Genomic DNA, 22693 nt, shown 5'->3' on the forward strand with positions numbered 1-22693 from the left:
GCCTGAACCCGGGCCGTGCCGGGTGTGGTGCGTCTTACTTCGCGGTGATCCGCGCCGCAGCCGCGTCGAGCCCGGCCTTGACGGTCTGGCGGCCCTGGGTGACGTTCTTCAGCGTGCTTTCCATCGTCGACCAGAACTTGCCCATTTCCGGGTTGTTCGGCATCGGCCCGCCGTTCTTGGCGCTGGCCATCGTCGCCTGGATGTTCGGATCGGCCTTCAGTTCGTTGTAGAACGCCTTGTTGGCCGGCACGCCCAGCGGCACGTCGGCGTTGACGGTCTTCAGCCCCTTGAGCGTCAGCATGTGGTTCTCGATGAACTCGACCGCCAGCTCCTTGTTCGGGCTCGCCTGGCTGATCATCGCGCCCATCACGCCGACGAAGGGCGCGCCGGGCTTGCCGTTCACCGCCGGAATCGGCGCAACGCCGAAGTTGATCTTGCTCTTCTTGAGGTTTTCCCACGCCCACGGGCCGGTGATCATCATCGCCACCTTGCCCTGGTTCACGCCGGCGTCCATGTCGGCGTACGACGCGCTCTTGGGCATCACGCCGCTGTTGATCAGCTTCATCAGCGTATCGACCCCGGCGACGGCGCCGGCGTTGTTGACGCCGGTATTGGCCGGGTCATACGTGCCGTCGGCGCGCTGCTTGAACGGGTAGGCTCCGCCGGCGCCGAGCAGCGGCCAGGTGAAGTAGGTGTTGGTGAAGTCCCAGAGGATGGCCTTCTTGCCCTGCGCCGACAGCTTCTTGTCGATGGCGATCACGTCGTCGAACGACTTCGGCGGCGTCGGCACGAGGTCCTTGTTGTAGATCAGCGCGACCGACTCGATCGAGATCGGGTAGCCCCAGGTCTTGCCGCCCGAAGTGAACGCCTTCCAGCCCAGCTCGTCGATCTCGCCGCGCACCTTCTTGCTCGGCGTCACCGGCGACAGCAGCCCGGCGGTCTTCCACTCGCCGAGACGGTCGTGCGCCCAGATCCAGATGTCCGGCCCCTTGCCGGCGGCCGCGGCCTGCTGGAACTTGTTGGCGGCGTCCTCGGGACGCTCGACCACGACCTGCACACCGGTGGCCTTGGTGAATTCCTCGCCGACCTTGGCGAGGCCCTTGTAGCCCTTGTCGCCGTTGATCCAGATCAGCAGCTTGCCCGGCTCGGCGGCGACGGCGGCCGGCGCACAGAGCGCCCCGGCGACCGCAACGGTGAGCGACGACAGCACGAATCGACCCAAAACGTTCATCTGCTAACTCCTCTTTACTCGACTATGTACGGCCTGTTGCAACAGGCGACGGATCCGGCCCGTTCAGGCCAGCGGGTTCAAACGGCGGAAGGCAGTGCCGTCCGCGCGGAACAGATAACCGTGCTCGGGCCGGAAACCGAGCCGGCACACTTCGCCCTCGGCGATGCGGGTCAGCGCCGGCAGCCGCGCCGACAGCGTCTCGCCGGTGCCCGGTGCCTGCAGGTAGAGCACCGACGCGTCACCGAGGTGTTCGAGCGCGATCGCCGCGGCGGCAATCGCGTTGCCACCGGCAACCAGCGACAGGTGTTCGGGACGCACGCCCAGCGTCACCTTGTCGCCAGGCTGCGCGCCGGCGGCGTCGACGGCAACGCGGACGCGCTGCGCATCGGGCAGCGCGACGTCGACACCGTGGGCGTCGATCGCGACGATGCTGCCGGTGACGAAATTCATCTGCGGCGAGCCGAGGAAGCCGGCGACGAACAGGTTCGCCGGCGCGTGGTACAGCTCGATCGGCGTGCCGACCTGCTCGATGCGGCCGGCGCGCAGCACGACGATGCGGTCGGCCAGCGTCATCGCCTCGACCTGGTCGTGGGTGACGTAGATCATCGTCGCTCGCAGTTCGCGGTGCAGCCGGGCGATCTCGATGCGCATTTGCACGCGCAGCGCGGCGTCAAGGTTGGACAGCGGTTCGTCGAACAGGAAGACCTTGGGCTTCTGGACGATGGCGCGGCCGATCGCGACCCGCTGGCGCTGGCCGCCCGACAGCGCGGCCGGCTTGCGCTCGAGCAGGTGCTCGATCTGCAGCACCCTGGCGGCGCGCGTCACCGGCGGCGTGTACTCGGTCTTGCTCATGCCGGCGAGTTTGAGGCCGAACGCCATGTTCTCGAATACGGACATGTGCGGATACAGCGCGTAGCTCTGGAACACCATGGCGATGCCGCGCTTCACCGGCGGCAGATCGTTGACGCGCACGCCGTCGATCGCCAGCTCGCCGGCGCTGATGTCCTCGAGCCCGGCAATCGTGCGCAGCAGGGTCGACTTGCCGCAGCCCGACGGACCGACGAAGACGATGAACTCGCCGTCGGCGATATCGAGATCGATGCCGTGCAGCGTCGTCACCTCGCCGAACTGTTTCCTGATCTGCTTGAGCGTCAGCGTGGCCATTTCAGCCCTCCTTCGCCACGACGCCGAACCAGCCGCCGAAACCGGCCAGCGTCAGCGTCCGGCCCGACAGGCTGGCACCGTCGAGACCATGGCCGGCGAGCGGCGTCGCGTCGAACGGCAGGGTGAAGGTCGCCGGCGCGTCGGCCAGGTTGAACACGCAGACGACGCTGCCGGCGGCATCGCTGCGGGTGAACGCCAGCACCGGCTCGGCCGCGTCGAGGAAGGCGATGTCGCCACCGACCAGCCCGGCGCAGTCGCGCCGCCACGGCATGAAGTTGCGGAAAAATGCCAGCGTCGAGGTCGCATCGCCGTCCTGGACGTCGACGGCGCGAACCGCGTGCGCGTCGGGTACCGGCAACCACGGTGCCTCGGTGGTGAAGCCGGCGTGCGGCGCGTCGTGCAGCCACGGCATCGGCGTGCGGCAACCGTCGCGCCCCTTGAATTCGGGCCACATCGCGATGCCGTACGGGTCCTGCAACTCGTCGAAGCTCAGCTCGGCCTCGGGCAGGCCGAGCTCCTCGCCCTGGTACAGGCAGGCGGCGCCGCGCAGGCTCAGGAGCATCGCCAGCATGGTCTTGGCGAAGCGCGGGTTGCCGGTGTTGCGGCCCCAGCGTGTCAGCACGCGGATCGAATCGTGGTTGCCGACGGTCCAGCAGCCCCAGCCGCCGCCGTCGACGATCGCGGCTTCGAGCTCTTCGACCTGGCGGCGGATGTAGCCGGCCGAGAACTCGGCGGTCAGCAGGTTGAAGCTGTACGCCATGTTCAGCTTGTCGTCGTCGGCGGTATATGCGGCCATCAGCTGCAGGCTGTGGTCGTCGCCGACTTCGCCGACGCTCATCGCGCCGTATTCGTCGAGCAGCGCACGCACCCGCCGCAGGAAGGCGAGGTTCTCGGGCTGCGACTTGTCGAAACGGTGCGACTGGTAGCCATAGGGGTTGTCGGCGCTGACGGTCTTGGTGTCGCGGTTCTGCGCCGGCGGATTGTTGCGCAGCTGGCGGTCGTGGAAATGGAAGTTGCACGCGTCGAAGCGGAAGCCGTCGACGCCGCGTTCGAGCCAGAAGCGGATGTCGGCCAGCACCGCGTCCTGCACCTCCGGGCAATGGAAGTTCAGGTCGGGCTGGCTGGCGAGGAAGTTGTGCAGGTAGTACTGGCAGCGGCGGGTATCCCACTGCCATGCCGGGCCGCCGAACACCGACAGCCAGTTGTTCGGCGCGGTGCCGTCCGGCTGCGGATCGGCCCAGACATACCAGTCGGCCCTGGCGCTGGCGCGGCTCTGGCGGCTTTCGGCAAACCACGCGTGTTCGTCCGAGGTGTGCGACAGCACCTGGTCGATGATGACCTTGAGGCCGAGCGCATGGGCACGGGCGACCAGCGCGTCGAAATCGGCCAGCGTTCCGAACAGCGGATCGACCTGGCGGAAATCGGCGACGTCGTAGCCGAAGTCCTTCATCGGCGATTTGAAGAACGGCGAGATCCAGATCGCGTCGACGCCGAGGCTGGCGACGTAGGGCAGCCGGGCGATGATGCCGGGCAGGTCGCCGACGCCGTCGCCGTTGCTGTCTGCAAAACTGCGCGGATAGATCTGGTAGATCACCCCGCCACGCCACCAAGCTTGTTTCATTGCGATACCTGTCTTTGAGTGTTGCGTACTACGGGCCAGCCACCGACCGGCCCGGTAGCCATTCAGGGTCAAAGCGGCGGCTGAAGCCCTGCTGGCAAGGCGTGCGAAGCGCAGACAGTACAAACGAGTACGGCAAGCGAGCGCAACGCAGTCAGCGGGGCTTCATCCGGCACGGCTTACCACCAGGCTTCGGCCTGGGCGCCAATGGTCAGACCGTTCAGGCGGTCGCCGAACGGGCCGTTGAACGACAGCGGGTTGTTGACGCTGTTGCCGGCGGCAGCCTGCGCGGCGTCGTTCCACTTGGCGTAGGTCGCGAACAGGCGCAGCTGCGGCCGGCTCCAGTAGCCCGGCTCCGGCTGGATCAGGAAGGCCGCGGTCGCCTTCGCGAGGTAGCGGGTATCGCCGTCCTCGGGTTTGACCTGGTCGTAGCCGACTTCGAGTGCGCCGGCCAGATGCTCGGTGAACGCGTACACCGGGCGGGCGCCGACCGACATCCAGGTCTGGCCCGCGCCTTCCTGCACCTTGTCCTTCTTCTCCCACAGCGCCACCAGCTGGCCCGACCAGTTGGAGTTCTTCGGCTGCCACACCATCTGCTCGACCAGACGATAGGTTTTGTCGTTCTTGTCGGCCGTGACGTTCGGATAACCGTAGGAGTCGGCGATGTCGCCCTTCTGGAACTGGAATGCCAGCTGGTTGAAGCCGCCGAACACGTCCGACTGGGTGTGCATGATGTTGTAGGCCTGACCGTCGGTCGCCTTGCCGTTGTCCTGGTCGGCCTTGTTGGCGAAGCGGAAGTCGACGCCCAGGGTCAGCTCGCCGCCCTCGTTGACCTTGAGGCCGGACAGGCGGAAATCGTGGCCCGACACGCCGATCTTGCGGTCGAGGTTCTGCACGCTGGTATCCGAGGTCTCGACGGTGTTCTGCCGCCAGGCGTAGGCCAGCTTGCCGATGCCGACGTCGATGTTCTCGATCCCGGCGCCGGGGCCCGAGTTGTCCCAGAAGTAGTAGTCGATCATGTGGACGTCGTGGCGGTCGTAATAGCGCTTGCCGGCCCAGACCTTGGTATCGCCGAGGCCGACGCCTTCGGCGGTCACGTACATCTGGCGGAACGCGAACTCGGCGTCGTCGTTGCCGTCGCTTTCCCAGTCCTGGAACTGCTTGGCCGACACGGCAAGCATCGATTCGACGCGGAACTTGGTGCCGGTTTCCTTCTTCTCGTACGCGGTGCCGCCAAACGCCAGTTCGGCATAGGTTTCGCATTCGTTGCCCAGCCGGTACTTCGAACCGGCGCCGGACAGCGCGAAACAGGTCATCGAACCGCCACCGTTGACGGCGCTGCCGATGCCGCTGCGGGCATAGCCGTGAAAATCGATCGGCAGGCCGTCGGCCTGCGCTGCAGCCGCGAAGCCTGCGGCGCTCGCCGCGATCAGGTACGAGAGAATCCGTCGCTGAACCATCATCCACTCCTGGGCCCGGTCACCGGGCCGCGCGTTCATGTTGTAGTCATTGGCGACGATGGTTCGTAGCTCACTACGAATTTCCGTGTATCGCCGCGTCGAACCGCAGCTCAAACCGGATTGGATTTTGAATCAAACCGGTTTGATTTGCTGGCGAGGCGATAATAATTTCGTAACGTGAACAATCACACTACATCGAAACCCCTATGTTGCATCGAAACCAAAGCGGTTTGGACACCGTTTGCAGGCGATGCAAAGCGACGGGAAACGCGGGGCCCCCCCCGTCCGGCAGCGGCCCGGCAGGCGGCGCGGCAATGCGTGGCACGCTGGCGTGCGGGACTGCGGGCGGAAAAACGGACCGGGAAGGGGGGCCGGGGCTGCCGACGAACGGCAATCAGCGCGGCAGCGGTGCGTCGGTGTCGCCGGCGACGAAGACCGGTTTCCACAACCGGGTCAGTTCGGCCGCGGGCCGGCCGTTCAGCCGCGCCAGCATCAGCTCGGCCAGCGTGCGGCCGGCCTTGCGCGGCTCGGGCTGCAATACCGCGCTGACGACATCCGGGTGATGCGCCGGCAGACCGCCGAAAACGATCACCGAAATATCGCGTCCCGGCACGAGACCGGCGTCGCGCAGCGCGTTCATGACACCGGGTGCCGAAACGTTGTTGTCGACAACGATGGCCGTCGGCGGTTCCGCCTGCGCCAGCAGGCCGCGGGTGGCGTCGGCCGCCGCAGACGGATCGAGACCGCCGCAGACGAGGTAGTCCGGCCGCACGTCGACACCGGCAGCATTGAGGCCGAGCAGGAAGCCGAGGCGGCGCTGCACGGCGAAGTTCATCTCCAGCGGTGCATGCAGCAGCGCGATGCGGCGATGGCCCTCGCCGGTGAGCCGGTCGACGGCCAGGCGCATGCCGGCCTCGTTGTCGTAGTCGAACCACGGATACGGTCCGGCCAGCGCGCTGCGGCCATGTGCGACGAAGGGGAACTGCTTTTCGGCCAGATACTGCAGCCGGGCATCGTCGACACGGGTGCGCGCAACGATCAGGCCGTCCACGCGGCCACCGGAGACGACACGGTGATAGGTTTCGAGTTCGTTCTCGACCGCGGCCGAGATGATCACCAGATCGAGCCCCGCCTCGCCCAGCCGCTCGGTCACGCCGGCGATGATGTCGAGGAAGACCGGATCGCCGAGGTCGGTCGGCTCGAACGGGTAGATGATGCCGATGCTGTCGGTCTTGCCGGTCGCCAGTCGCCGCGCCACGGTGTTCGGACGGTAGCCGAGCCGGGCCGCAGCCTCGACCACGCGCTCGCGCGTGTCCTGGTTGACCTCGGGAAAGCCGTTCAGTGCGCGGCTGACCGTGGTCGGCGACAGCTGGAGATGGGCGGCCAGTTGGCGCAGGTTCATGGCGGCGACAGGCAGAATGGAATGGCCGCCATCTTACCGCTTGCACTGCGCCGACAGGCAAGCGCTCAAGCGGCCGGCGCAGCCAGGGCAGCGCAGCGTGCCGCTTCGACCGCCGCACCGACAATGCCGGCATTGTTCTGCAGCGTGGCCGGCACCACTTCGTAGCGCAGGCCGGTCAGGTCGGGAATGAACTTGTCGGCCTTGCGGCTGATGCCGCCGCCGATGATCACCAGATCGGGCGACAGCAGCAGGTCGAGGTGGCGCAGGTAGTCGTTGAGCCGCGGCGTGTAGTCCTTCCACTTGAGGCCGAGATCCTCCTTGGCCTTCGCCGAGCAGTACTTCTCGGCGATCGTGTCCTTCGGGAAGATCAGGTGGCCGAACTCGGTATTGCGGATCAGCCGGCCGTCGACGATCAGCGCCGAACCGATGCCGGTCCCGAGGGTGATGACGACGACCTTGCCGCCGCGACCGTGCGCGGCGCCGAACTGCGCTTCGGCCAGACCCGCGGCATCGGCGTCGTTGACCAGCGTCAGCGGCAGGCCGGTCGCGTCGGCGAGGATGCGCTCGGCCGGGGCATTGAGCCAGGTCCGGTCGACGTTGGCTGCCGACAGCGTCACGCCGTTGTGGACGATGGCCGGAAAGGTACAGCCGATCGGCCCGGTCCAGCCGAAATGTCCGACCAGCTCGCGGACCACCCGGCCGACAGCCTCGGGCGTCGACGGTTGCGGCGTATCGATCTTGTGGCGCTCGGCCAGCAACTCGCCAGTGAGCACGTTGACCGGTGCGCCCTTGATGCCGGTGCCGCCGATGTCGATGCCCAATACCGTCACCGCTGCTGCTGTGCGCGCCATGCCTTCGTCCTCGTCTGTCGATCGCGCGAAGATCGCTGCCACGGGCGCCAATGTCAAGCCGGGAATGCCGCCACCCTGCCCGGGATCAATTCGGCCCGCGCAGTTCGGCCAGCCGCTTCTTGTCGGCGTCGGCGCGGCGCTTCACCGCGTCGATGTCGGCCAGCTTGTTCTTCGAGTCGGCGTCGAGGTCGGCCAGCTCCTTCTGGCTGACCGCGATTTCGGCATCGAGGTCGGCCGGGACGGCTTTCTTGGCCTTGAGCAGCCGCTGCTGCTGCTGCTGCTGGCGCGCCAGCCGCTGCTCGATGCTCTGGCGGCGCAGCTGGTTGGTCTGCAACCCGCCCTGCAGCGCCTCGACCTGCCGGTCGCGCAACAGGTCGATCTCCTCGGGCTTGGAAAACGACTGCAGCAGCGCCTTGTCGCGCCGCTGCGCGTCCTTGCGTTGCTGCGCTTCCGTCTGCTGGCGCGCACGCTCTTCGTCGGACAGCTGCTTTTCCGGCCCGCGCTTGACCATACCGCGCTTGTCGAGCTCGGACACGCCGCTCTTGGGCGCATTGGCTGGCGGTTTGTCGCTGAACTGCACGTTGCCGCTCTCGTCGACCCAGCGGTACATCGGTGCCGCCTGCGCCGACAGCGCTACCAGCATCAAACCCAGAACCACCCCACGCATCACATCATCCTCTTGTCGTTATGCGCGCCCCGGCCGCCGGCCCCCTTGCAGGCCCTTATGCGATGCCGTACTGGGCGCGGTATTCGCGAACCCTGGCCAGTTTGTCGGCCATGCCCTCACCGTGTTCCAGATACCCCACCAGATCGTTCAGCGTCGCGATCGGGATCACCGGAATGCCGAACTGCTGTTCCACTTCCTGCACCGCCGACAGTGCGCCGGTGCCGCGCTCCATCCGGTCCAGCGCGATCAGCACACCGGCCGGCTCCGCACCATTGGCACGGATCAGGTTCACCGATTCGCGCACGCTGGTCCCGGCCGAGATCACGTCATCGATGATCAGTACCTTGCCTTTCAGCGGCGCGCCGACCAGCACGCCACCTTCGCCGTGGTCCTTGGCTTCCTTGCGGTTGAACGCAAACGGCACGTTGTGGCCGGCTTCGGCCAGCTTCACCGCCGTCGCCGCCGCCAGCACGATGCCCTTGTAGGCCGGCCCGAACAGCACGTCGAATTCGACCTTCGACGCCAGCGCGGCCTGCGCGTAGCAGCGCGCCAGTTCACCGACCGACGCACCGTCGCTGAACAGCCCCGCATTGAAGAAGTACGGCGAGGTGCGCCCGGCTTTGGTGATAAACTCGCCAAACAAAAGCACGTTCTGTGCCACGGCGAATTCGATGAATTCCCGGCGGAAATCGGACATGGCTTCACTCCTGATCAATGGTAATACGACCGTCAAATGTTCAGCCACTTGTAAGTAAAAAGCTGACCATTTTCGGTACCGTGTGACGAAAAACAGCATATCACGCGGGTCAAGCCGGCCCGCCGTCCAAGGAGCAGCAATGCGTATCGTCAGCGCCAACCTCAACGGCATCCGTTCGGCCACCACCAAGGGCTTCCTCGACTGGCTGAGCCGCGAATCGGACGCCGACGTCGTCGCCCTGCAGGAGCTCAAGGCCCAGGCACCCGACCTGTCCGACGCGATGCGCACGCCCGATGGCTATACCGGCTACTTCCACTACGCCGAGAAGAAAGGCTACAGCGGCGTCGGCCTGTACTGCCGCCGCCCGCCGGACGAGCTGATCGAAGGCCTCGGCATCGCCGAGTTCGACGCCGAGGGCCGTTACCTTGAAGCGCGCTGGGGCAATCTGTCGGTGATCTCGCTCTACCTGCCGTCCGGCTCCAGCTCGGAAGAACGCCAGCAGGTGAAGTTCGATTTCATGGCCAAGTTCTGGCCGCATCTGGCGCAGCTGGCCGCCTCCGGCCGCGACGTCGTCGTGCTCGGCGACTGGAACATCGCCCACAACGAGATCGACCTGAAGAACTGGAAGGGCAACCTGAAGAACTCGGGTTTCCTGCCCGAGGAGCGCAAGTGGATCGGCGAGGTCTTCAGCGAACTGAAGCTCGTCGACGTCTGGCGCACGCTCTACCCCGATGTCGCCGGCTACACCTGGTGGAGTAACCGCGGCCAGGCCTACGCCAAGGACGTCGGCTGGCGCATCGACTACCACGTCGCCACGCCGGCACTGGCGGCGACCGCGAAATCGGGCTTCGTCTATAAGGACGTCAAGTTCTCCGACCATGCGCCACTGGTCATCGACTACAACTACCCGTTCTGATCCTGCCTGATTCGGTGGCTGCGCCGGTGCAGCTCGCCGCCGTCCGGTGCACGAAATCCTCATGGGCTTGCACGTCCATGCCGGTTTCCGCGCTTCGGACGAAAACGATCCGCTTCGGCACGCTCGCCGACCGAGGCGGGCGACGCCATCAATCAGGCGTACGATAACCGCACTCGATCTGCCCCGGTTCCCCATGGCCTTCCGCGACTACTTTGCCGTCTTCACCAACCGCCGCATCGCCGCGGCGATGTTCATCGGTTTCGCGTCGGGGCTGCCGCTGGCGCTGACCGGCTCGACGCTGCAGGCGGTACTCTCGGACGCCGGACTCGACGTCAAGACCATCGGCTGGTTCACCCTCGTCGGCCAGCCGTACACGTGGAAATTCCTCTGGTCGCCGCTGCTCGACCGCTTCCCGATTCCGCCGGGACGGCGTCGCGGCTGGATGATGGTCATGCAACTGCTGCTCGCCGCGGTGATCGCGACGATGGGCGGGCTGAATCCGGCCGAGCATCTCGCCACCTACGCGGTGCTGGCGCTGCTGGTCGCGTTCTTCTCGGCGACGCAGGACATCGCGATCGACGCCTATCGCACCGAACTGGTCCATCACGAGGAGCGCGGGGCAGCAGCAGCGGTCGGCGTGTTCGGCTACCGGATGGCGATGCTGACCAGCGGCGCCGGCGCACTGATCCTCGCCGACACCGTGTTCAACTGGCAGCAGACCTACTGGCTGATGGCGGCGATTGTCGCGCTGCTGGCGGTGTTCACCTTCTTTTCGCCCGAGCCGCAGACCGACGCGCGCCCGCCGAAGTCGCTGCAGGAAGCCGTGGTCGAGCCGTGGAAGGAGTTCTTTTCGCGCCGTGGTGCCTGGCTGCTGCTGGCGCTGGTGATCGCCTACAAACTGTCTGACGCGTTCGCCGGCTCGCTGTCGACCAAATTCCTGCTCGACATGGGTTACAGCAAGGCGATCATCGGCGAGGCCAACAAGGTGTTCGGGCTGATCGCGACCATCGTCGGCGGTTTTCTCGGTGCCGCGTGGATGGTCAGGCTCGGCCTGTACCGCTCGCTGCTGGTCTTCGGCGTGCTGCAGGCGCTGACGAACGCCGGCCACTGGTTCATCGCCCAGGCCGGCGCCCCCGACCACACGCTGCTGTTCGCCGCGATCGCTTTCGAGAACCTCGCCGGCGGCATGGGCACGACGGCGGCGGTCGCGCTGCTGATGAGCCTGTGCAATCCGCGCTTCACCGCGACCCAGTACGCACTGCTGTCGGCGCTGGCGGCATTCGGTCGCGTCTACGTTGGCCCGGCGGCCGGCTATCTGGTCGCGCAGCTGGGCTGGGCCGATTTCTTTGTGTTCTCGGTCGCCGCCGGCGTACCCGGCGTGCTGCTGGTGTGGGCGATGCGCGCACGCATCCGCGAACTCGACGTCAACTGATCCACGGCCGCACCCATGACTTACCAGCACCGCCTTGCCACCCGCGCCGACCTAGAGCAGATCGTCGCCATCTACAACAGCACCGTACCGTCGCGCATCGTCACTGCCGATACCGAGCCGGTCAGCGTCGCCAGCCGCGAGGCATGGTTCGCCGAACACACGGCGGATTTCCGGCCGCTGTGGGTTGTCGAGATCGACGGCCGCATCGCCGGCTGGCTCAGCTACTCGTCGTTCTATGGCCGCCCGGCATACAACCGCACCTGCGAGCTGAGCATCTATATCGCTGATGCGTATCGCGGCCGTGGCCTCGGCACCTATCTGCTCGAAGCGGCGATTGCGCACGCACCGGCGATCGGCGTCGACACGCTGCTCGGCTTCATCTTCGGTCACAACGCGCCCAGCCTCGCATTGTTCGAGCGCTTCGGCTTTTCCACCTGGGGCCACCTGCCCGGCGTGGCAGTGCTCGACGGCATCGAGCGCGATCTGATCATCGTCGGCCGTCGCCTCTAGGAGGCAGCCAACAAAACGCTGCTCGCGGCGTTGTGCTCGCTTGTCGTACCTGCTTGTACTGTCTGCGCTTCGCACGCCTTGCCAGCACCACTACGCTGAGTTTTGCTGGCTGCTCCAATCAGCCGCGAGGCGCCCAACTGCGCTTCAACCGTGCCGGCACGAAGCCGGTGACCAGCGCGGTGCCGGCCAGCACCAACAATGCGCCGCCGAACGCGCCCGGCCCCAGCCGCTCGCCGAGGAACAGTGCGCCCCACAGCACGCCGAAGACCGGAATCAAAAAGGTCACCGTCAGCGCCTGCGCAGCGCCAATCGTCGCGATCAGCCGGAAATACATCAGGTAGGCAGCGCCGGTGCAAAGCACGCCCAGCGCCAGCACCGCCAACCACACCGACGGCAACGGGGTGGCCGGCACCGGTACCGCCAGCAGCGGCAGCGCCATCCACAACACCGCGCCCCACATGCTGCCGTGCGCGGCTTCGAACGCGGTCAGGCCCTGCGCATAACGTTTGCTGTAGTGGCTGGCGATCGCGTAACCGAGCGTCGCCATCAGGCAGGCGGCCACCGCCGGCAACGCCGCGACATCGAAACGTCCGCCGCCGACCAGTACGGCCACGCCGACGATCCCGAGCATCAGCCCGGCAACGACGCTGGCACCGGGACGCTGGCCCAGCCAGAGCCAGCCGATCAGCACGCCCCAGATCGGCGCCGTCGCGTTCAGGATCGCCATCATCGACGCCGGCAGGCTCAGCGCGGCAAAGCCGTAGCACAGGAAGGGCAGCCCGGTGTTGAACAGCCCGAGCACCAGATAGTGCCGTGCGTTCGGTCGCTGCAAGGCCCGCCGCGTACCGGCCGCCACCGCCAGCAGGAACAGCGACGCCACCAGCACGCGCAGCCCGATCAGCCACACCGGGCCGAGCACCGGCGCCGCCACGCGCATGAACAGGAAGGACGCGCCCCACAGCGCGGCCAGCAGCAACATCAGCAGGACAGGGGGCATGGATGCTCCGGAAGTCGACGGCCACCGCAACAGGCGCGTGGCTGCCGACAGCATCCACCATCGCCCGTCGCCCTGCCATCCGTTTCTTGCGGCCGGCAACGATCGCGACCACGCTGCAGGCAACGGCCTGCGACTTTTCACGCCACCGTTGCGCCGGAAAACGCCACGGCGAGGCGTACGGTGCAGGCCACAACGCGCTAGACTCCGGCCTCGCGCCGCACCCACCGGAAATCCGCCATGCCCTTTGCCCGCCTCGGCCTCTCGCCCGCCCTCGTCCACGCCGTCCGCGAGCACGGCTTCACCGCGCCGACGCCGGTCCAGGCCGCCGCGATTCCGCCGATCCTGCAGGGGCGCGACGTACGGGCGCAGGCGCAGACCGGTTCGGGCAAGACCGCCGCCTTCGTGCTGCCGCTGCTGCAACGGGTGCTGCAGGCGATGCGGCCGGGCGAGAAGCCGCGCCGGCTGCGCGCGCTGATGCTGGTGCCGACGCGCGAACTGGCGGCGCAGGTCGGCGACGTGCTGCGCGATGTCTGCGAACACGTCGCCGAACCGCCCAAGGTCGTCGTCGCGGTCGGTGGCGTGTCGATCAACCCGCAGATGCTGCGGCTGCGCGGCGGTGCCGACATCGTCGTCGCCACGCCGGGCCGGCTGCTCGATCTGGTCGACCACAATGCGCTGAAGCTCAACGACGTCGCCACGCTGGTACTCGACGAGGCCGACCGGCTGCTCGACCTCGGCTTTGCCGACGAGCTGGACCGCATCCTCGCGCTGCTGCCGCCGCAGCGGCAGAACCTGTGCTTTTCGGCGACCTTCCCGCCGGCGGTGCAAAAACTGACCGACGCACTGCTGCGCGATCCGGCGCGAATCGAAATCGAAGCGGAAGCCACCCGCGCCGCGCAGATCCACCAGCGCGCGATCGAGGTCGACGCCACCCGGCGCACGGCGCTGCTCAAGGCGCTGATTGCCGAGCACCGGTGGTCGCAGGTACTCGTGTTCGTCGCCAGCAAGAACGCAGCCGACAATCTGGCCGACAAGCTCTACCGCGCCGGCATCGACGCCGCACCGTTCCACGGCGAACTCGGCCAGGGCCGGCGCGAACAGGTGCTCGCCGACTTCAAGGCCGCGCGCTGGCAGGTGGTCGTCGCCACCGACGTCGCAGCGCGCGGCATCGACATCGACCGGCTGCCGGCCGTGGTGAACTACGACCTGCCGCGCTCGCCGACCGACTACGTGCACCGGATCGGCCGCACCGGCCGCGCCGGCGAATCCGGCGTTGCGATCAGCTTCGTCAGCGCCGCGACCGAAGCGCACTTCCGGCTGATCGAAAACCGCCAGCAGCAGCGCGTGCCGCGCGAACGGATTGCCGGCTTCGAGCCGGCCGAAACCGCACCGGCGGCCGGCGTGACCGACCCGCAGGGGACCGGCGGCATCAAGGGCAAACGCAAAAGCAAGAAGGACAAGCTCCGCGAAGCTGCCGGCAGGGGCCCGCAGGACAGCTAGCCCGGCTCAGTCCGGTTCGTTCGGACACAGGCCGAACGGTACCCGTAACTGGGTGCCTTCCTTCTCGGTATATGTCGAGTAACCGCAGGTGCCGACCTGCCGGGTCGCGACCATCGGCGTCCACTTGGTCGCGTAGTGCTGCACCGTGGTACTCGCGTGGCCGAGCGAATCCTTGGAGCCGTTCCACCAGCTCTTGTCGGTAAAACCGTAGGCTTCGGTCTGGAACCAGGTGCCGCCGTTGCGGGTACCGAACAACAGGTTGCCCCAGCGGTTCGGGAACAGGATTTCGAACTGCTCGTCATCACTCTGGTGTGACGAGGCGCCCTGGCGCGAACCGCCCTTGACGTCGCCGTTCAGCACCAGTGCCCGCCAGAAGGTGTAGAACATCTTCCGGTCGGCGACTTCGACGTGACCGCCCTTGAACACCAGCGAGCCGCCCTGCGTCTCGTTCAGCGTGGCCAGTGCGCCAATCCGGTACAGCTTGCGGATGTCGTTGATGATGCAGCAGTACTTGCCGGTGAAGTGGTTCTGGTCCGTCAGCAGCAGCTGGTAGATCGTCCCTGCCGTGTGGGCGTTGATCCAGACACTGCCGCCTTTTGCTTCTTCGGAATCCGCCGGTGCCAATGGCATTGCCTGCCTCGCAAGTCAGTTTGCATACAATGTAATTCAATTTCCCGAACGGACCGATGCCGGACCGGGGCACTGCGGCATTCTGCCCACAAAGACGCGGTTACTCGTCCGCCCCGTCAGCAGCATCGCGTGCGTCGCCCGATTCCGCCTGAACGCCAGCCGCCGTTCGGCAGCCGATAGCGGCCAGGCCTGATGGCATGCTTGCCCGCACTCCGACAGCAACTAACGTTGAAGCAGGGGCATGTGCGCCGGACCGCCCCGCGAACGCGACCATGCGTGCGAAACACGATGCCCCGGCACAACGCGAGGAGCGAGCGATGAATGACGAACCGGGTTGTCCCGAAACGAAGGGCGTGTCGGTGCAGTTGCTGGCCACGGTCGACCTGGGGCCGGAAATCGACGGCATGACCGGGCGTCAGCTGCGGATGCGCCTCGTCACCATCGATCCCGGCGGTGTCTTTGGCCCGGTACACAGCCACGTCGACCGGCCCGGCACCGTCTACATCCTGCAGGGCACGATCACCGACCACCGCAACGGCGTCGCCACCGACTACGGGCCCGGCGCGGGCTGGCCCGAGGACAGGCACACCACGCACTGGCTGGAAAACCGCGGCACGATTCCGGCCGTGGAGATCTCGGTCGACATCGTCAGGCAGCAATGATCGCCGGCGTTTCGGAACACAACCTCGGACGCCAACGTGGACAGAGACATTTGTCCTTCACACTCAAGATTCGGTGTCATCCCGACAACGGAGCAGCACCGACCCGGCACAGTATCTTTCAACGTTTGAAAAATTATGTTGCCATCACACATCCGGTGCCAGCTGCAGGTTCTTCAGTTTTTTCCTTTTGAATTAGAATACAAAACACAAAAAACACAGATCGGAGATGAGGGTGAAATCGCGCAAACTGGTAAGTTTAAAAATCACCACCTCATTGACCCTTGCATTTTCTTTCACACAGGCTCACGCGACGGACTGGAACGCGATCACGAAAAGCCTCCAGCAACTTCAACCATTGGCGCAGAAAATCGACAGCGACAATGCGCAGCGCCGTGAGCAAGAGGCGAACGAGAGCGCTCAACGCGATGCGGCGGAAGCGCGAAAGAAACAGCAGGAAGCCGTTAAAAGGCAGCAGGCTGCAGCAACGCAAAAACAGGCACAAGACGACGAAATCCGGTTGCTGACGCCGCCAAAGGAAATGGCAAACCGACTCGTTTTCAACCGCCGCCAACTGGAGCGTACGACGACCTCGCAAGGGGGCGAAGCATTTAGCATTTCTGGCAAAAGCTTCGTCACGGTCTCCAATGATGGGCGCCAGCTGGCTTACATCAATTCATCCAGACAGCTGGTGCTGCGGCCAGCGGCCGGCGGCGCCGAGCGCGTCGTGCGCGACGGACTGTCGACCGACGGCAGTTGGTTCATACAGTTCGCCGGTCCCGACACATTGATCCTGACTGATTCGGGCCCCCAAAAACTGACCGAGCTGATCGATGTTCAGGGAACACGGCTGGCCTCGTGGAACGGTGCTGAATACCAAGTCTATGCATATGAAGGCAAAGTCCGTGCAAGCCACGCGTCCTACTACCCGGTTAAATACTGCAAAGGCATCACGATTTACGACCAGCGGGGCACGCTACTTCAACAGCTGGATTTATCCGGAGAGCGTTTCGAGCGTTGCGAATCCAGACTGAATGCCAATGGCAAACTCGAAGTGCAGGCTAGCCATGGGTCGTCGGTCAGCTATTACGTGGACGGGCAGCGTGTTTCGCAATTTGTCGGTGACACCAGACGCCCCAAAGAAGAGTGGGGGGCGGTTTTCTATACATGGCTCGGCCAGCTTCCCTATGTCATTTCATGGGTCAGCGACAACGACAGCGCGCCATATCGCGTCTGGGATCTGCAGCAGGGCAGGATGCTCTGCGAATTGCCACGTGCCGGGATGTATAGCTGGATGCTGGCGGACGCGCAAAACCATGTGTTCATCACCACACCGCCGACGCGCGTCACACTGCCGGACTGCCAGCAGAGCATTCTGGCCAGCAGCGGGAACCTTCGAAGTGATGGCGACATCGCATGGATTTTCCAGCCGGGTAATGGCGAACTGGCGGTCCTGGATGCGGCCACGCTTCAGGTGCGTAAACGCATTAGCACCAAGCTGCGCGGCGACGCAGTACAAATTCAGCGCCTCCGCACCAACCCCAGATTCATTTCAGTCGGTCCTTCCGGCTGGAGCGCCAAAGAAGGGGACGTGACGCAAATCTATGATCTGGAATCCGGCAATCTGGCGCAGGAGCTGCCCGGCGGCTTCGGCTTTGATGACGCCTTTACGATCATGACTTCGTCCGAGAGCCGCGACGGCCAGTCGGTCTGGATCTCCAAAGGCTGGCGTGTGGCGCTTGGCGGAGCACCCGGCAACCAGCAGCAGTTCATGCAGGCGCTCAAGAAGGACAAGTACGAATCGACTTCGGAGTACAAGGCGCGCGTCGCCAAGCTTTCCCAGCCCTTCGAGATGGAGATCAGCGTCGTCGATTATGACGCTGACAACAGCTATTTTTCGGGCACGTGGCAGGGTGTACCCATCGGCGTGCCGATGCCGGCAACACAGGCACGCAAGCTCGATGGCATGAGCACGCTGTTGCTGAAAGGCCAGCTCGGCGTGATCGACGACAATTTTGTCGAACTGCGCAATGCATCGGTCATGCTGCCTGACGGCACCAGTCTGGCCGTTCCGCAGACGAAGGCGCAGCAAGCCGGCACCCCGGTTTCCCCCCCGAAGGTGTCCAGCACCAAACCCGCAAAGAGCTAGTCGCACCACGATGCGGCGAGGCCGTTGAACCGCTGACGTCCTCGCTGCGCCGTTCCGGTCGTACATGCACCGGGCGCTGGCCGGTGCTCCCGGCGCCCGAATCTGCACACCGTCGAGTGCCCGGCGAGCACGGAACAAACTGCGATTTGCCAGCGAAGTGGCGTGGTGCCGGCCAGCTGCCATCGCAGCGAAACACCGGATACCGGCTGGGAAAACCCGGATAATGGCGACCAAATCGAGTGCGCCATTCTGGGGTTTTTGCATGGAAATCAAGGTCAACTTTCTCGACAAGCTTCGTCTTGAAGCCAAGTTCGACGACTTCACGGTAATCGCCGATCAGCCGATCCGTTACAAGGGCGACGGCTCGGCGCCGGGGCCGTTCGACTACTTCCTGGCGTCGTCGGCCTTGTGCGCGGCCTACTTCGTCAAGCTGTACTGCAATACCCGCGGCATTCCGACCGAGAACATCCGGCTGTCGCAGAACAACATCGTCGACCCGGAAAACCGATACCAGCAGATCTTCAAGATCCAGGTCGAGCTGCCGGAGGACATTTCCGCCAAGGACCGTCAGGGCATCCTGCGCTCGATCGAGCGCTGCACGGTGAAAAAGGTCGTGCAGGCCGGCCCCGAGTTCGTGATCGAGGAAGTCGCCAATCTGGACGCCGACGCCCAGGCCTTGCTGACGCTGAATCCGGACACCGAAGCGAGCACCTACATCACCGGCAAGGATCTGCCGCTCGAGCAGACCATCGCCAACATGTCGGGCGTGCTGGCCAATCTCGGCATCAAGATCGAGATCGCCTCGTGGCGCAATATCGTCCCCAATGTCTGGTCGCTGCACATCCGTGACGCGCACTCGCCGATGTGCTTTACCAACGGCAAGGGATCGACCAAGGAAAGCGCGCTGGCGTCGGCGCTGGGCGAGTACATCGAGCGAATCAGCAACAACCATTTCTACGCCGGCAGCTACTGGGGCGAGGACATCGCCAATGCGGCGTTCGTACATTACCCGGACGAGCGCTGGTTCCAGCCCGGCCCGGATGACGCACTGCCGGTGGAAATCCTCGACGACTACTGTCGCGACATCTACGACCCCGATGGCGAACTGAAGGGCTCGCACCTGTACGACACCAACTCGGGCAACACCGCGCGCGGCATCTGTTCGCTGCCCTACGTGCGCCAGTCCGACGGCGAAACGGTGTATTTCCCGTCCAATCTGGTCGAGAACCTGTTCGTCAGCAACGGCATGAGCGCCGGCAACACGCTGGCCGAGGCGCAGGTGCAATGCCTGTCGGAAATCTTCGAGCGCGCGGTCAAGCGCGAGATTCTGGAGGGCGAAATCACCCTGCCCGACGTGCCGGCCGACGTGCTCGCCAAGTACCCCGGCATCGTCGCCGGGATTCAGGGGCTGGAAGAACAAGGCTTTCCGGTACTGGTGAAGGACGCATCGCTCGGTGGCGTCTACCCGGTGATGTGCGTGACCCTGATGAACCCGCGCACCGGCGGCGTGTTTGCCTCGTTCGGCGCGCACCCGAGCCTTGAAGTCGCGCTCGAGCGCAGCCTGACCGAGCTGCTGCAGGGCCGCAGTTTCGAAGGCCTGAACGATCTGCCGCGACCGACGTTCGAAAGCCACGCGGTGACCGAGCCGAACAACTTCGTCGAACACTTCATCGACTCCAGCGGCATCGTCTCGTGGCGTTTTTTCAGTTCCAGATCGCAGTACGATTTCGTCGAATGGGACTTCTCCGGCCACGGCGAGGACTCCAACACCGACGAGGCCGCGACGCTATTCAGCATTCTCGAAGACCTCGGCAAGGAAGCCTATGTGGCGGTGTACGACCAGCTGGGCGCCACCGCCTGCCGGATACTGGTGCCGGGTTACTCGGAAATCTATCCGGTCGACGATCTGGTCTGGGACAACACCAACAAGGCACTGCCGCTGCGCGCCGACATCCTGAACCTGCACAGCCTTGACGATGAAGCGCTGACCGCATTGCTGAAGCGTCTGGAAGACTGCGACACCGACGAATACACCGATATCGGCACCGTGATCGGCATCGAGTTTGACGAGAACACCGTCTGGGGCCAGCTGACGATTCTGGAACTGAAGCTGCTGATCTATCTCGCGCGGCAACGATTTGTAGCGGCGCACGATCTGGTCGGCGCCTTCCTGCAGTACAACGACAACACGCTCGAACGCGGGCTGTTCTATCAGGCGCTGAACGTGGTGCTCGAAGTGCTGCTCGACGACGAACTGGAACTGGTCGATTACGAAGCCAACTTCCGCCGGATGTTCGGCAACGAGCGCATGGACGCGGTGCTCGGGTCGGTCGACGGCAGCGTGCGCTTCTACGGCCTGACGCCGACCAGCATGAAACTGGAAGGGCTGGACCGGCACCAGCGGCTGATCGACAGCTACCGCAAACTGCACGCGGCGCGCGCCAGGGCGGCAGCCCGCTAGTGCAGCGCAGTTCATTGCGGGTCACAAGCCCGCAATGACCGCCAGCGCGGCCCGTCGCCGCGGGTTGACACTCCAGGACAGAAGCGCGACCCTTTCGGCCTTCCATTCAGCCCGTACGCATCATGAAGATCACCAAGAACACCGCCGTCACCCTGAGCCTGAAAGTCACCGGCGCCGACGGCATCGTCTACGACGACGGCAAGCAAGCGATGGCCTACCTGCACGGCGGCTACGACAACCTGTTCGCCAAACTGGAAGCCGCGCTGGAAGGCCAGGAAGCCGGTTTCCAGACCACGGTGGCGCTGGCTACTGAGGACGCGTTCGGCGAGCGCGACGAAGCGCTGGTCACCAGCATGCCCAAGGCCGACTTCCCGCCCGGCATCAAGGTCGGCGGCCAGATCCAGCGCCCCGGCCCGGACGGCGAGCCGCGCTACTACTTTGTCACCAAGATCAAGGGCCCGGTCGTGCTGCTCGACGGCAACCACCCGCTGTGCGGCAAGGCCATGCGTTTCGGCATCAAGGTGTTGAGCGTGCGCGAAGCCAGCGCCGAGGAAATCGCCCACCAGCATGTGCATGGCGAACACGGGCATCACCACTGAGCCCGTTTGCTGCGCCACAGGCCTCAGAAAAAGCCCTCCGCAATCGGAGGGCTTTTTACTTGCAGCGGGCTGCAAGTCAAGCCGAACCACCACTTCCAGAACGGCCTGGATGTCTCCCCGAAGTGCCGGCCAGCGAGCAAACATCCGCCACATGCCGCGATGGTCATTGCCCGCGATTCCGGGCCCGGATTCGTCAAATAGTTTTCCAGAAAGAAAACCATGCTGGTATAGTTTGCTACATGGAAAACTATTCGACATCGCTCAACGGCGTGTTCCACGCGCTGGCCGACCCCACCAGGCGCTCGGTGATTGCAAGGCTGGGTAGAGGCCCCGCATCGATCAAGGAACTTGCAGAACCGTTCGGGTTGGGACTGCCGTCGTTCTTGAAGCACATCAAGGTGCTCGAAAGCAGTGGTTTGATTGCATCCGAAAAGGTAGGGCGGGTGCGGACCTGCAAACTCAAACGCGGGAACTTGACCGCTGCCGAAAAGTGGTTTGACGAGCAGCGTGCAGCCTGGGAAAGCCGATACGAAAATCTGGATCAGTTGTTAACCGACCTGCAAGGAGAAACAGATGAAAGCTGAGCTTCAATTTGACTTCCTCGTTAACAAAGAGAAAAACACCATCACGATCAAACGGGAGTTTGCTGCCAAACGCCAACTGGTGTGGGACTGCTACACCAAGAGCGAACTGCTTGATCGGTGGTTTGCCCCCAAACCGTTAACCACGAAAACCAGTTTTATGGATTTTCGCGAAGGTGGGCATTGGCACTACGCGATGGTGGAACCCGATGGCCAGGAATACTGGGGGCGCACGGACTATCAAACGATTCGCCCCATCGACAATTACACCGCACTGGACGGCTTTTGCGACGCCACCGGCGCACTCAATCCCGATTTGCCCAGATCCGGATGGGATGTCACTTTCTCGGACGCGGCGACGCATACACTGGTCGAGACGGTCGTTTCCTACGCTTCGGCCGAAGCACTCCAGCAAGTCATCCAGATGGGACTGAAGGAGGGTCTGGCCTCGACGCTGGAGCGTCTGGACGAACTCCTTTTGACCCTCAACTGAGCAGTGAAGGAGCGATCCGATGCCCACGCCAAAACACAATCCCAAGGTGGATGCCTACGCCGGACAGGCCGAAGATTTTGCGAAACCCATCTTCACCCACCTGCGAAACCTGATCCACGCAGCGTGCCCGGAGGTCGTCGAGGAGGTCAAATGGGGGAGACCGCATTTCGACTACAAGGACGACATGATGTGCATTTTCGCGGCTTACAAGAAGCACTGCTCCTTCACTTTCTACAAGGACGCGTTGATGAGCGACGCGCGTCTCAAGGCCAATGATAGTCTCCCGGCCGCCAGGCGTTTTATGGGCAAGCTGACGACGGTTGCAGATCTGCCGCCAGACCAGAAACTGACCGCCTGGATCAAGGAAGCAATGGCGTTCAATGAACAAGGTCTGAAACTGCCGGCACGCGAACCCAAAACGCCCAAAGAAGTCGGAATACCTGCGGCATTCGCCGAAAAGCTCCAGGCCAACCCGGAGATCATCAAGATTTTCGAGAGCAAATCGCCATCATTCCAAAAGGAATACAACGTCTGGATTGGCGAAGCAAAGACCGAGGCAACGCGCGAGAAGCGCATCGAAGAAGCGCTTGCCTGGATCGCGGAGGGGAAAGGACGTTTCTGGAAGTACGCCAAGTCGTGATGATCCGTTTCCAGCGTTAGCGGTACCCGGATCGTG

The 22693-nt window shown here is 64.5% G+C and carries 21 protein-coding genes; 11 read left to right on the plus strand and 10 right to left on the minus strand.

The window, feature by feature from the left end; genetic code table 11:
- Positions 1 to 34: 34 nt before the first annotated feature.
- From malE to pyrE, 8 genes are all read right to left on the minus strand, one after another.
- Positions 35 to 1231 carry a maltose/maltodextrin ABC transporter substrate-binding protein MalE gene (malE, locus tag IE097_RS11940; RefSeq protein WP_189461032.1) on the minus strand — a complete coding sequence of 399 codons (1197 nt, stop codon included), beginning with the start codon at positions 1229 to 1231 and terminating at the stop codon, positions 35 to 37.
- A 63-nt stretch (positions 1232 to 1294) separates the two neighbouring features.
- A complete protein-coding gene (locus tag IE097_RS11945; protein WP_189461034.1) occupies positions 1295 to 2395 on the minus strand; it encodes an ABC transporter ATP-binding protein in 1101 nt (366 codons plus the stop codon).
- Between the two features lies 1 nt (position 2396).
- Complete coding sequence (locus tag IE097_RS11950; protein WP_189461036.1) at positions 2397 to 4016, minus strand: alpha-glucosidase; 1620 nt, start codon at positions 4014 to 4016, stop codon at positions 2397 to 2399.
- 176 nt (positions 4017 to 4192) lie between these two features.
- Entirely contained in the window at positions 4193 to 5512 is a 1320-nt protein-coding gene (locus IE097_RS11955) for a maltoporin (RefSeq protein WP_229797562.1), read from the minus strand.
- A gap of 355 nt (positions 5513 to 5867) precedes the next feature.
- The gene (locus tag IE097_RS11960; protein WP_189461038.1) at positions 5868 to 6875 is read right to left on the minus strand and encodes a substrate-binding domain-containing protein; all 1008 of its coding nucleotides are present in this window, start codon (positions 6873 to 6875) and stop codon (positions 5868 to 5870) included.
- Between the two features lie 65 nt (positions 6876 to 6940).
- The gene (gene ppgK / locus IE097_RS11965; RefSeq protein ID WP_229797563.1) at positions 6941 to 7726 is read right to left on the minus strand and encodes a polyphosphate--glucose phosphotransferase; all 786 of its coding nucleotides are present in this window, start codon (positions 7724 to 7726) and stop codon (positions 6941 to 6943) included.
- A gap of 85 nt (positions 7727 to 7811) precedes the next feature.
- Complete coding sequence (locus tag IE097_RS11970) at positions 7812 to 8393, minus strand: DUF4124 domain-containing protein (RefSeq protein ID WP_189461040.1); 582 nt, start codon at positions 8391 to 8393, stop codon at positions 7812 to 7814.
- 55 nt (positions 8394 to 8448) lie between these two features.
- Positions 8449 to 9090 carry an orotate phosphoribosyltransferase gene (gene pyrE / locus IE097_RS11975; RefSeq protein WP_189461041.1) on the minus strand — a complete coding sequence of 214 codons (642 nt, stop codon included), beginning with the start codon at positions 9088 to 9090 and terminating at the stop codon, positions 8449 to 8451.
- Positions 9091 to 9229: 139 nt separating this feature from the next.
- Between pyrE and IE097_RS11980 the strand changes: the two genes are divergently transcribed.
- From IE097_RS11980 to IE097_RS11990, 3 genes are all read left to right on the plus strand, one after another.
- On the plus strand, positions 9230 to 10006 hold the full coding sequence (locus IE097_RS11980) for an exodeoxyribonuclease III (protein WP_189461042.1): 777 nt from the start codon (positions 9230 to 9232) through the stop codon (positions 10004 to 10006).
- A gap of 193 nt (positions 10007 to 10199) precedes the next feature.
- Positions 10200 to 11438: an AmpG family muropeptide MFS transporter gene (locus tag IE097_RS11985; RefSeq protein ID WP_189461043.1), complete on the plus strand. Its 1239-nt coding sequence runs from the start codon at positions 10200 to 10202 to the stop codon at positions 11436 to 11438.
- Between the two features lie 15 nt (positions 11439 to 11453).
- Entirely contained in the window at positions 11454 to 11948 is a 495-nt protein-coding gene (locus tag IE097_RS11990) for a GNAT family N-acetyltransferase (RefSeq protein WP_189461044.1), read from the plus strand.
- A 118-nt stretch (positions 11949 to 12066) separates the two neighbouring features.
- On the opposite strand, the gene IE097_RS11995 is transcribed toward IE097_RS11990, so the two are convergent.
- Entirely contained in the window at positions 12067 to 12945 is an 879-nt protein-coding gene (locus tag IE097_RS11995; RefSeq protein ID WP_189461045.1) for a DMT family transporter, read from the minus strand.
- A gap of 237 nt (positions 12946 to 13182) precedes the next feature.
- Between IE097_RS11995 and IE097_RS12000 the strand changes: the two genes are divergently transcribed.
- Positions 13183 to 14445 carry a DEAD/DEAH box helicase gene (locus IE097_RS12000; RefSeq protein ID WP_189461047.1) on the plus strand — a complete coding sequence of 421 codons (1263 nt, stop codon included), beginning with the start codon at positions 13183 to 13185 and terminating at the stop codon, positions 14443 to 14445.
- 6 nt (positions 14446 to 14451) lie between these two features.
- Here IE097_RS12000 and IE097_RS12005 read toward each other — a convergent pair whose 3' ends face one another.
- Positions 14452 to 15075, minus strand: coding sequence for a hypothetical protein (locus IE097_RS12005; protein ID WP_189461049.1), 624 nt, complete (start codon positions 15073 to 15075; stop codon positions 14452 to 14454).
- 317 nt (positions 15076 to 15392) lie between these two features.
- Between IE097_RS12005 and IE097_RS12010 the strand changes: the two genes are divergently transcribed.
- The 7 genes from IE097_RS12010 to IE097_RS12040 all read left to right on the plus strand — a co-directional run bounded on the left by IE097_RS12010 (position 15393) and on the right by IE097_RS12040 (position 22657).
- Complete coding sequence (locus IE097_RS12010; RefSeq protein ID WP_189461051.1) at positions 15393 to 15737, plus strand: cupin domain-containing protein; 345 nt, start codon at positions 15393 to 15395, stop codon at positions 15735 to 15737.
- Positions 15738 to 15969: 232 nt separating this feature from the next.
- Positions 15970 to 17883, plus strand: a complete 1914-nt coding sequence (locus IE097_RS12015; RefSeq protein WP_189461052.1) for a YncE family protein — start codon at positions 15970 to 15972, stop codon at positions 17881 to 17883.
- 262 nt (positions 17884 to 18145) lie between these two features.
- Positions 18146 to 20344 carry an OsmC domain/YcaO domain-containing protein gene (locus IE097_RS12020; protein ID WP_189461054.1) on the plus strand — a complete coding sequence of 733 codons (2199 nt, stop codon included), beginning with the start codon at positions 18146 to 18148 and terminating at the stop codon, positions 20342 to 20344.
- Between the two features lie 122 nt (positions 20345 to 20466).
- On the plus strand, positions 20467 to 20943 hold the full coding sequence (locus IE097_RS12025; protein ID WP_189461056.1) for an FKBP-type peptidyl-prolyl cis-trans isomerase: 477 nt from the start codon (positions 20467 to 20469) through the stop codon (positions 20941 to 20943).
- A 239-nt stretch (positions 20944 to 21182) separates the two neighbouring features.
- A complete protein-coding gene (locus IE097_RS12030) occupies positions 21183 to 21527 on the plus strand; it encodes an ArsR/SmtB family transcription factor (RefSeq protein ID WP_189461058.1) in 345 nt (114 codons plus the stop codon).
- Positions 21517 to 22017: an SRPBCC family protein gene (locus IE097_RS12035; RefSeq protein WP_189461060.1), complete on the plus strand. Its 501-nt coding sequence runs from the start codon at positions 21517 to 21519 to the stop codon at positions 22015 to 22017. Before IE097_RS12030 ends, IE097_RS12035 begins: the two co-directional genes overlap by 11 nt.
- Before the next feature lie 19 nt (positions 22018 to 22036).
- On the plus strand, positions 22037 to 22657 hold the full coding sequence (locus IE097_RS12040) for a YdeI/OmpD-associated family protein (RefSeq protein WP_189461062.1): 621 nt from the start codon (positions 22037 to 22039) through the stop codon (positions 22655 to 22657).
- The last annotated feature ends 36 nt before the right edge of the window (positions 22658 to 22693 follow it).

The sequence above is a fragment of the Jeongeupia chitinilytica genome (genome assembly GCF_014652315.1).
In the GTDB taxonomy this organism is placed as follows: domain Bacteria; phylum Pseudomonadota; class Gammaproteobacteria; order Burkholderiales; family Chitinibacteraceae; genus Jeongeupia; species Jeongeupia chitinilytica.

Excerpts from the sequence above, each read along its gene's own strand:
- malE (WP_189461032.1), bottom strand. The coding sequence starts at position 1,231 with ATGAACGTTTTGGGTCGATTCGTGCTGTCGTCGCTCACCGTTGCGGTC.
- IE097_RS12000 (WP_189461047.1), top strand. The coding sequence starts at position 13,183 with ATGCCCTTTGCCCGCCTCGGCCTCTCGCCCGCCCTCGTCCACGCCGTC.
- IE097_RS11960 (WP_189461038.1), bottom strand. The coding sequence starts at position 6,875 with ATGAACCTGCGCCAACTGGCCGCCCATCTCCAGCTGTCGCCGACCACG.
- IE097_RS12020 (WP_189461054.1), top strand. The coding sequence starts at position 18,146 with ATGGAAATCAAGGTCAACTTTCTCGACAAGCTTCGTCTTGAAGCCAAG.
- IE097_RS11980 (WP_189461042.1), top strand. The coding sequence starts at position 9,230 with ATGCGTATCGTCAGCGCCAACCTCAACGGCATCCGTTCGGCCACCACC.
- IE097_RS11995 (WP_189461045.1), bottom strand. The coding sequence starts at position 12,945 with ATGCCCCCTGTCCTGCTGATGTTGCTGCTGGCCGCGCTGTGGGGCGCG.
- IE097_RS12005 (WP_189461049.1), bottom strand. The coding sequence starts at position 15,075 with ATGCCATTGGCACCGGCGGATTCCGAAGAAGCAAAAGGCGGCAGTGTC.
- IE097_RS11990 (WP_189461044.1), top strand. The coding sequence starts at position 11,454 with ATGACTTACCAGCACCGCCTTGCCACCCGCGCCGACCTAGAGCAGATC.
- IE097_RS12010 (WP_189461051.1), top strand. The coding sequence starts at position 15,393 with ATGAATGACGAACCGGGTTGTCCCGAAACGAAGGGCGTGTCGGTGCAG.
- IE097_RS11970 (WP_189461040.1), bottom strand. The coding sequence starts at position 8,393 with ATGCGTGGGGTGGTTCTGGGTTTGATGCTGGTAGCGCTGTCGGCGCAG.
- IE097_RS11985 (WP_189461043.1), top strand. The coding sequence starts at position 10,200 with ATGGCCTTCCGCGACTACTTTGCCGTCTTCACCAACCGCCGCATCGCC.
- IE097_RS11945 (WP_189461034.1), bottom strand. The coding sequence starts at position 2,395 with ATGGCCACGCTGACGCTCAAGCAGATCAGGAAACAGTTCGGCGAGGTG.
- ppgK (WP_229797563.1), bottom strand. The coding sequence starts at position 7,726 with ATGGCGCGCACAGCAGCAGCGGTGACGGTATTGGGCATCGACATCGGC.
- IE097_RS11955 (WP_229797562.1), bottom strand. The coding sequence starts at position 5,512 with ATGAACGCGCGGCCCGGTGACCGGGCCCAGGAGTGGATGATGGTTCAG.
- IE097_RS12025 (WP_189461056.1), top strand. The coding sequence starts at position 20,467 with ATGAAGATCACCAAGAACACCGCCGTCACCCTGAGCCTGAAAGTCACC.
- IE097_RS12035 (WP_189461060.1), top strand. The coding sequence starts at position 21,517 with ATGAAAGCTGAGCTTCAATTTGACTTCCTCGTTAACAAAGAGAAAAAC.
- pyrE (WP_189461041.1), bottom strand. The coding sequence starts at position 9,090 with ATGTCCGATTTCCGCCGGGAATTCATCGAATTCGCCGTGGCACAGAAC.
- IE097_RS12030 (WP_189461058.1), top strand. The coding sequence starts at position 21,183 with ATGGAAAACTATTCGACATCGCTCAACGGCGTGTTCCACGCGCTGGCC.
- IE097_RS11950 (WP_189461036.1), bottom strand. The coding sequence starts at position 4,016 with ATGAAACAAGCTTGGTGGCGTGGCGGGGTGATCTACCAGATCTATCCG.
- IE097_RS12040 (WP_189461062.1), top strand. The coding sequence starts at position 22,037 with ATGCCCACGCCAAAACACAATCCCAAGGTGGATGCCTACGCCGGACAG.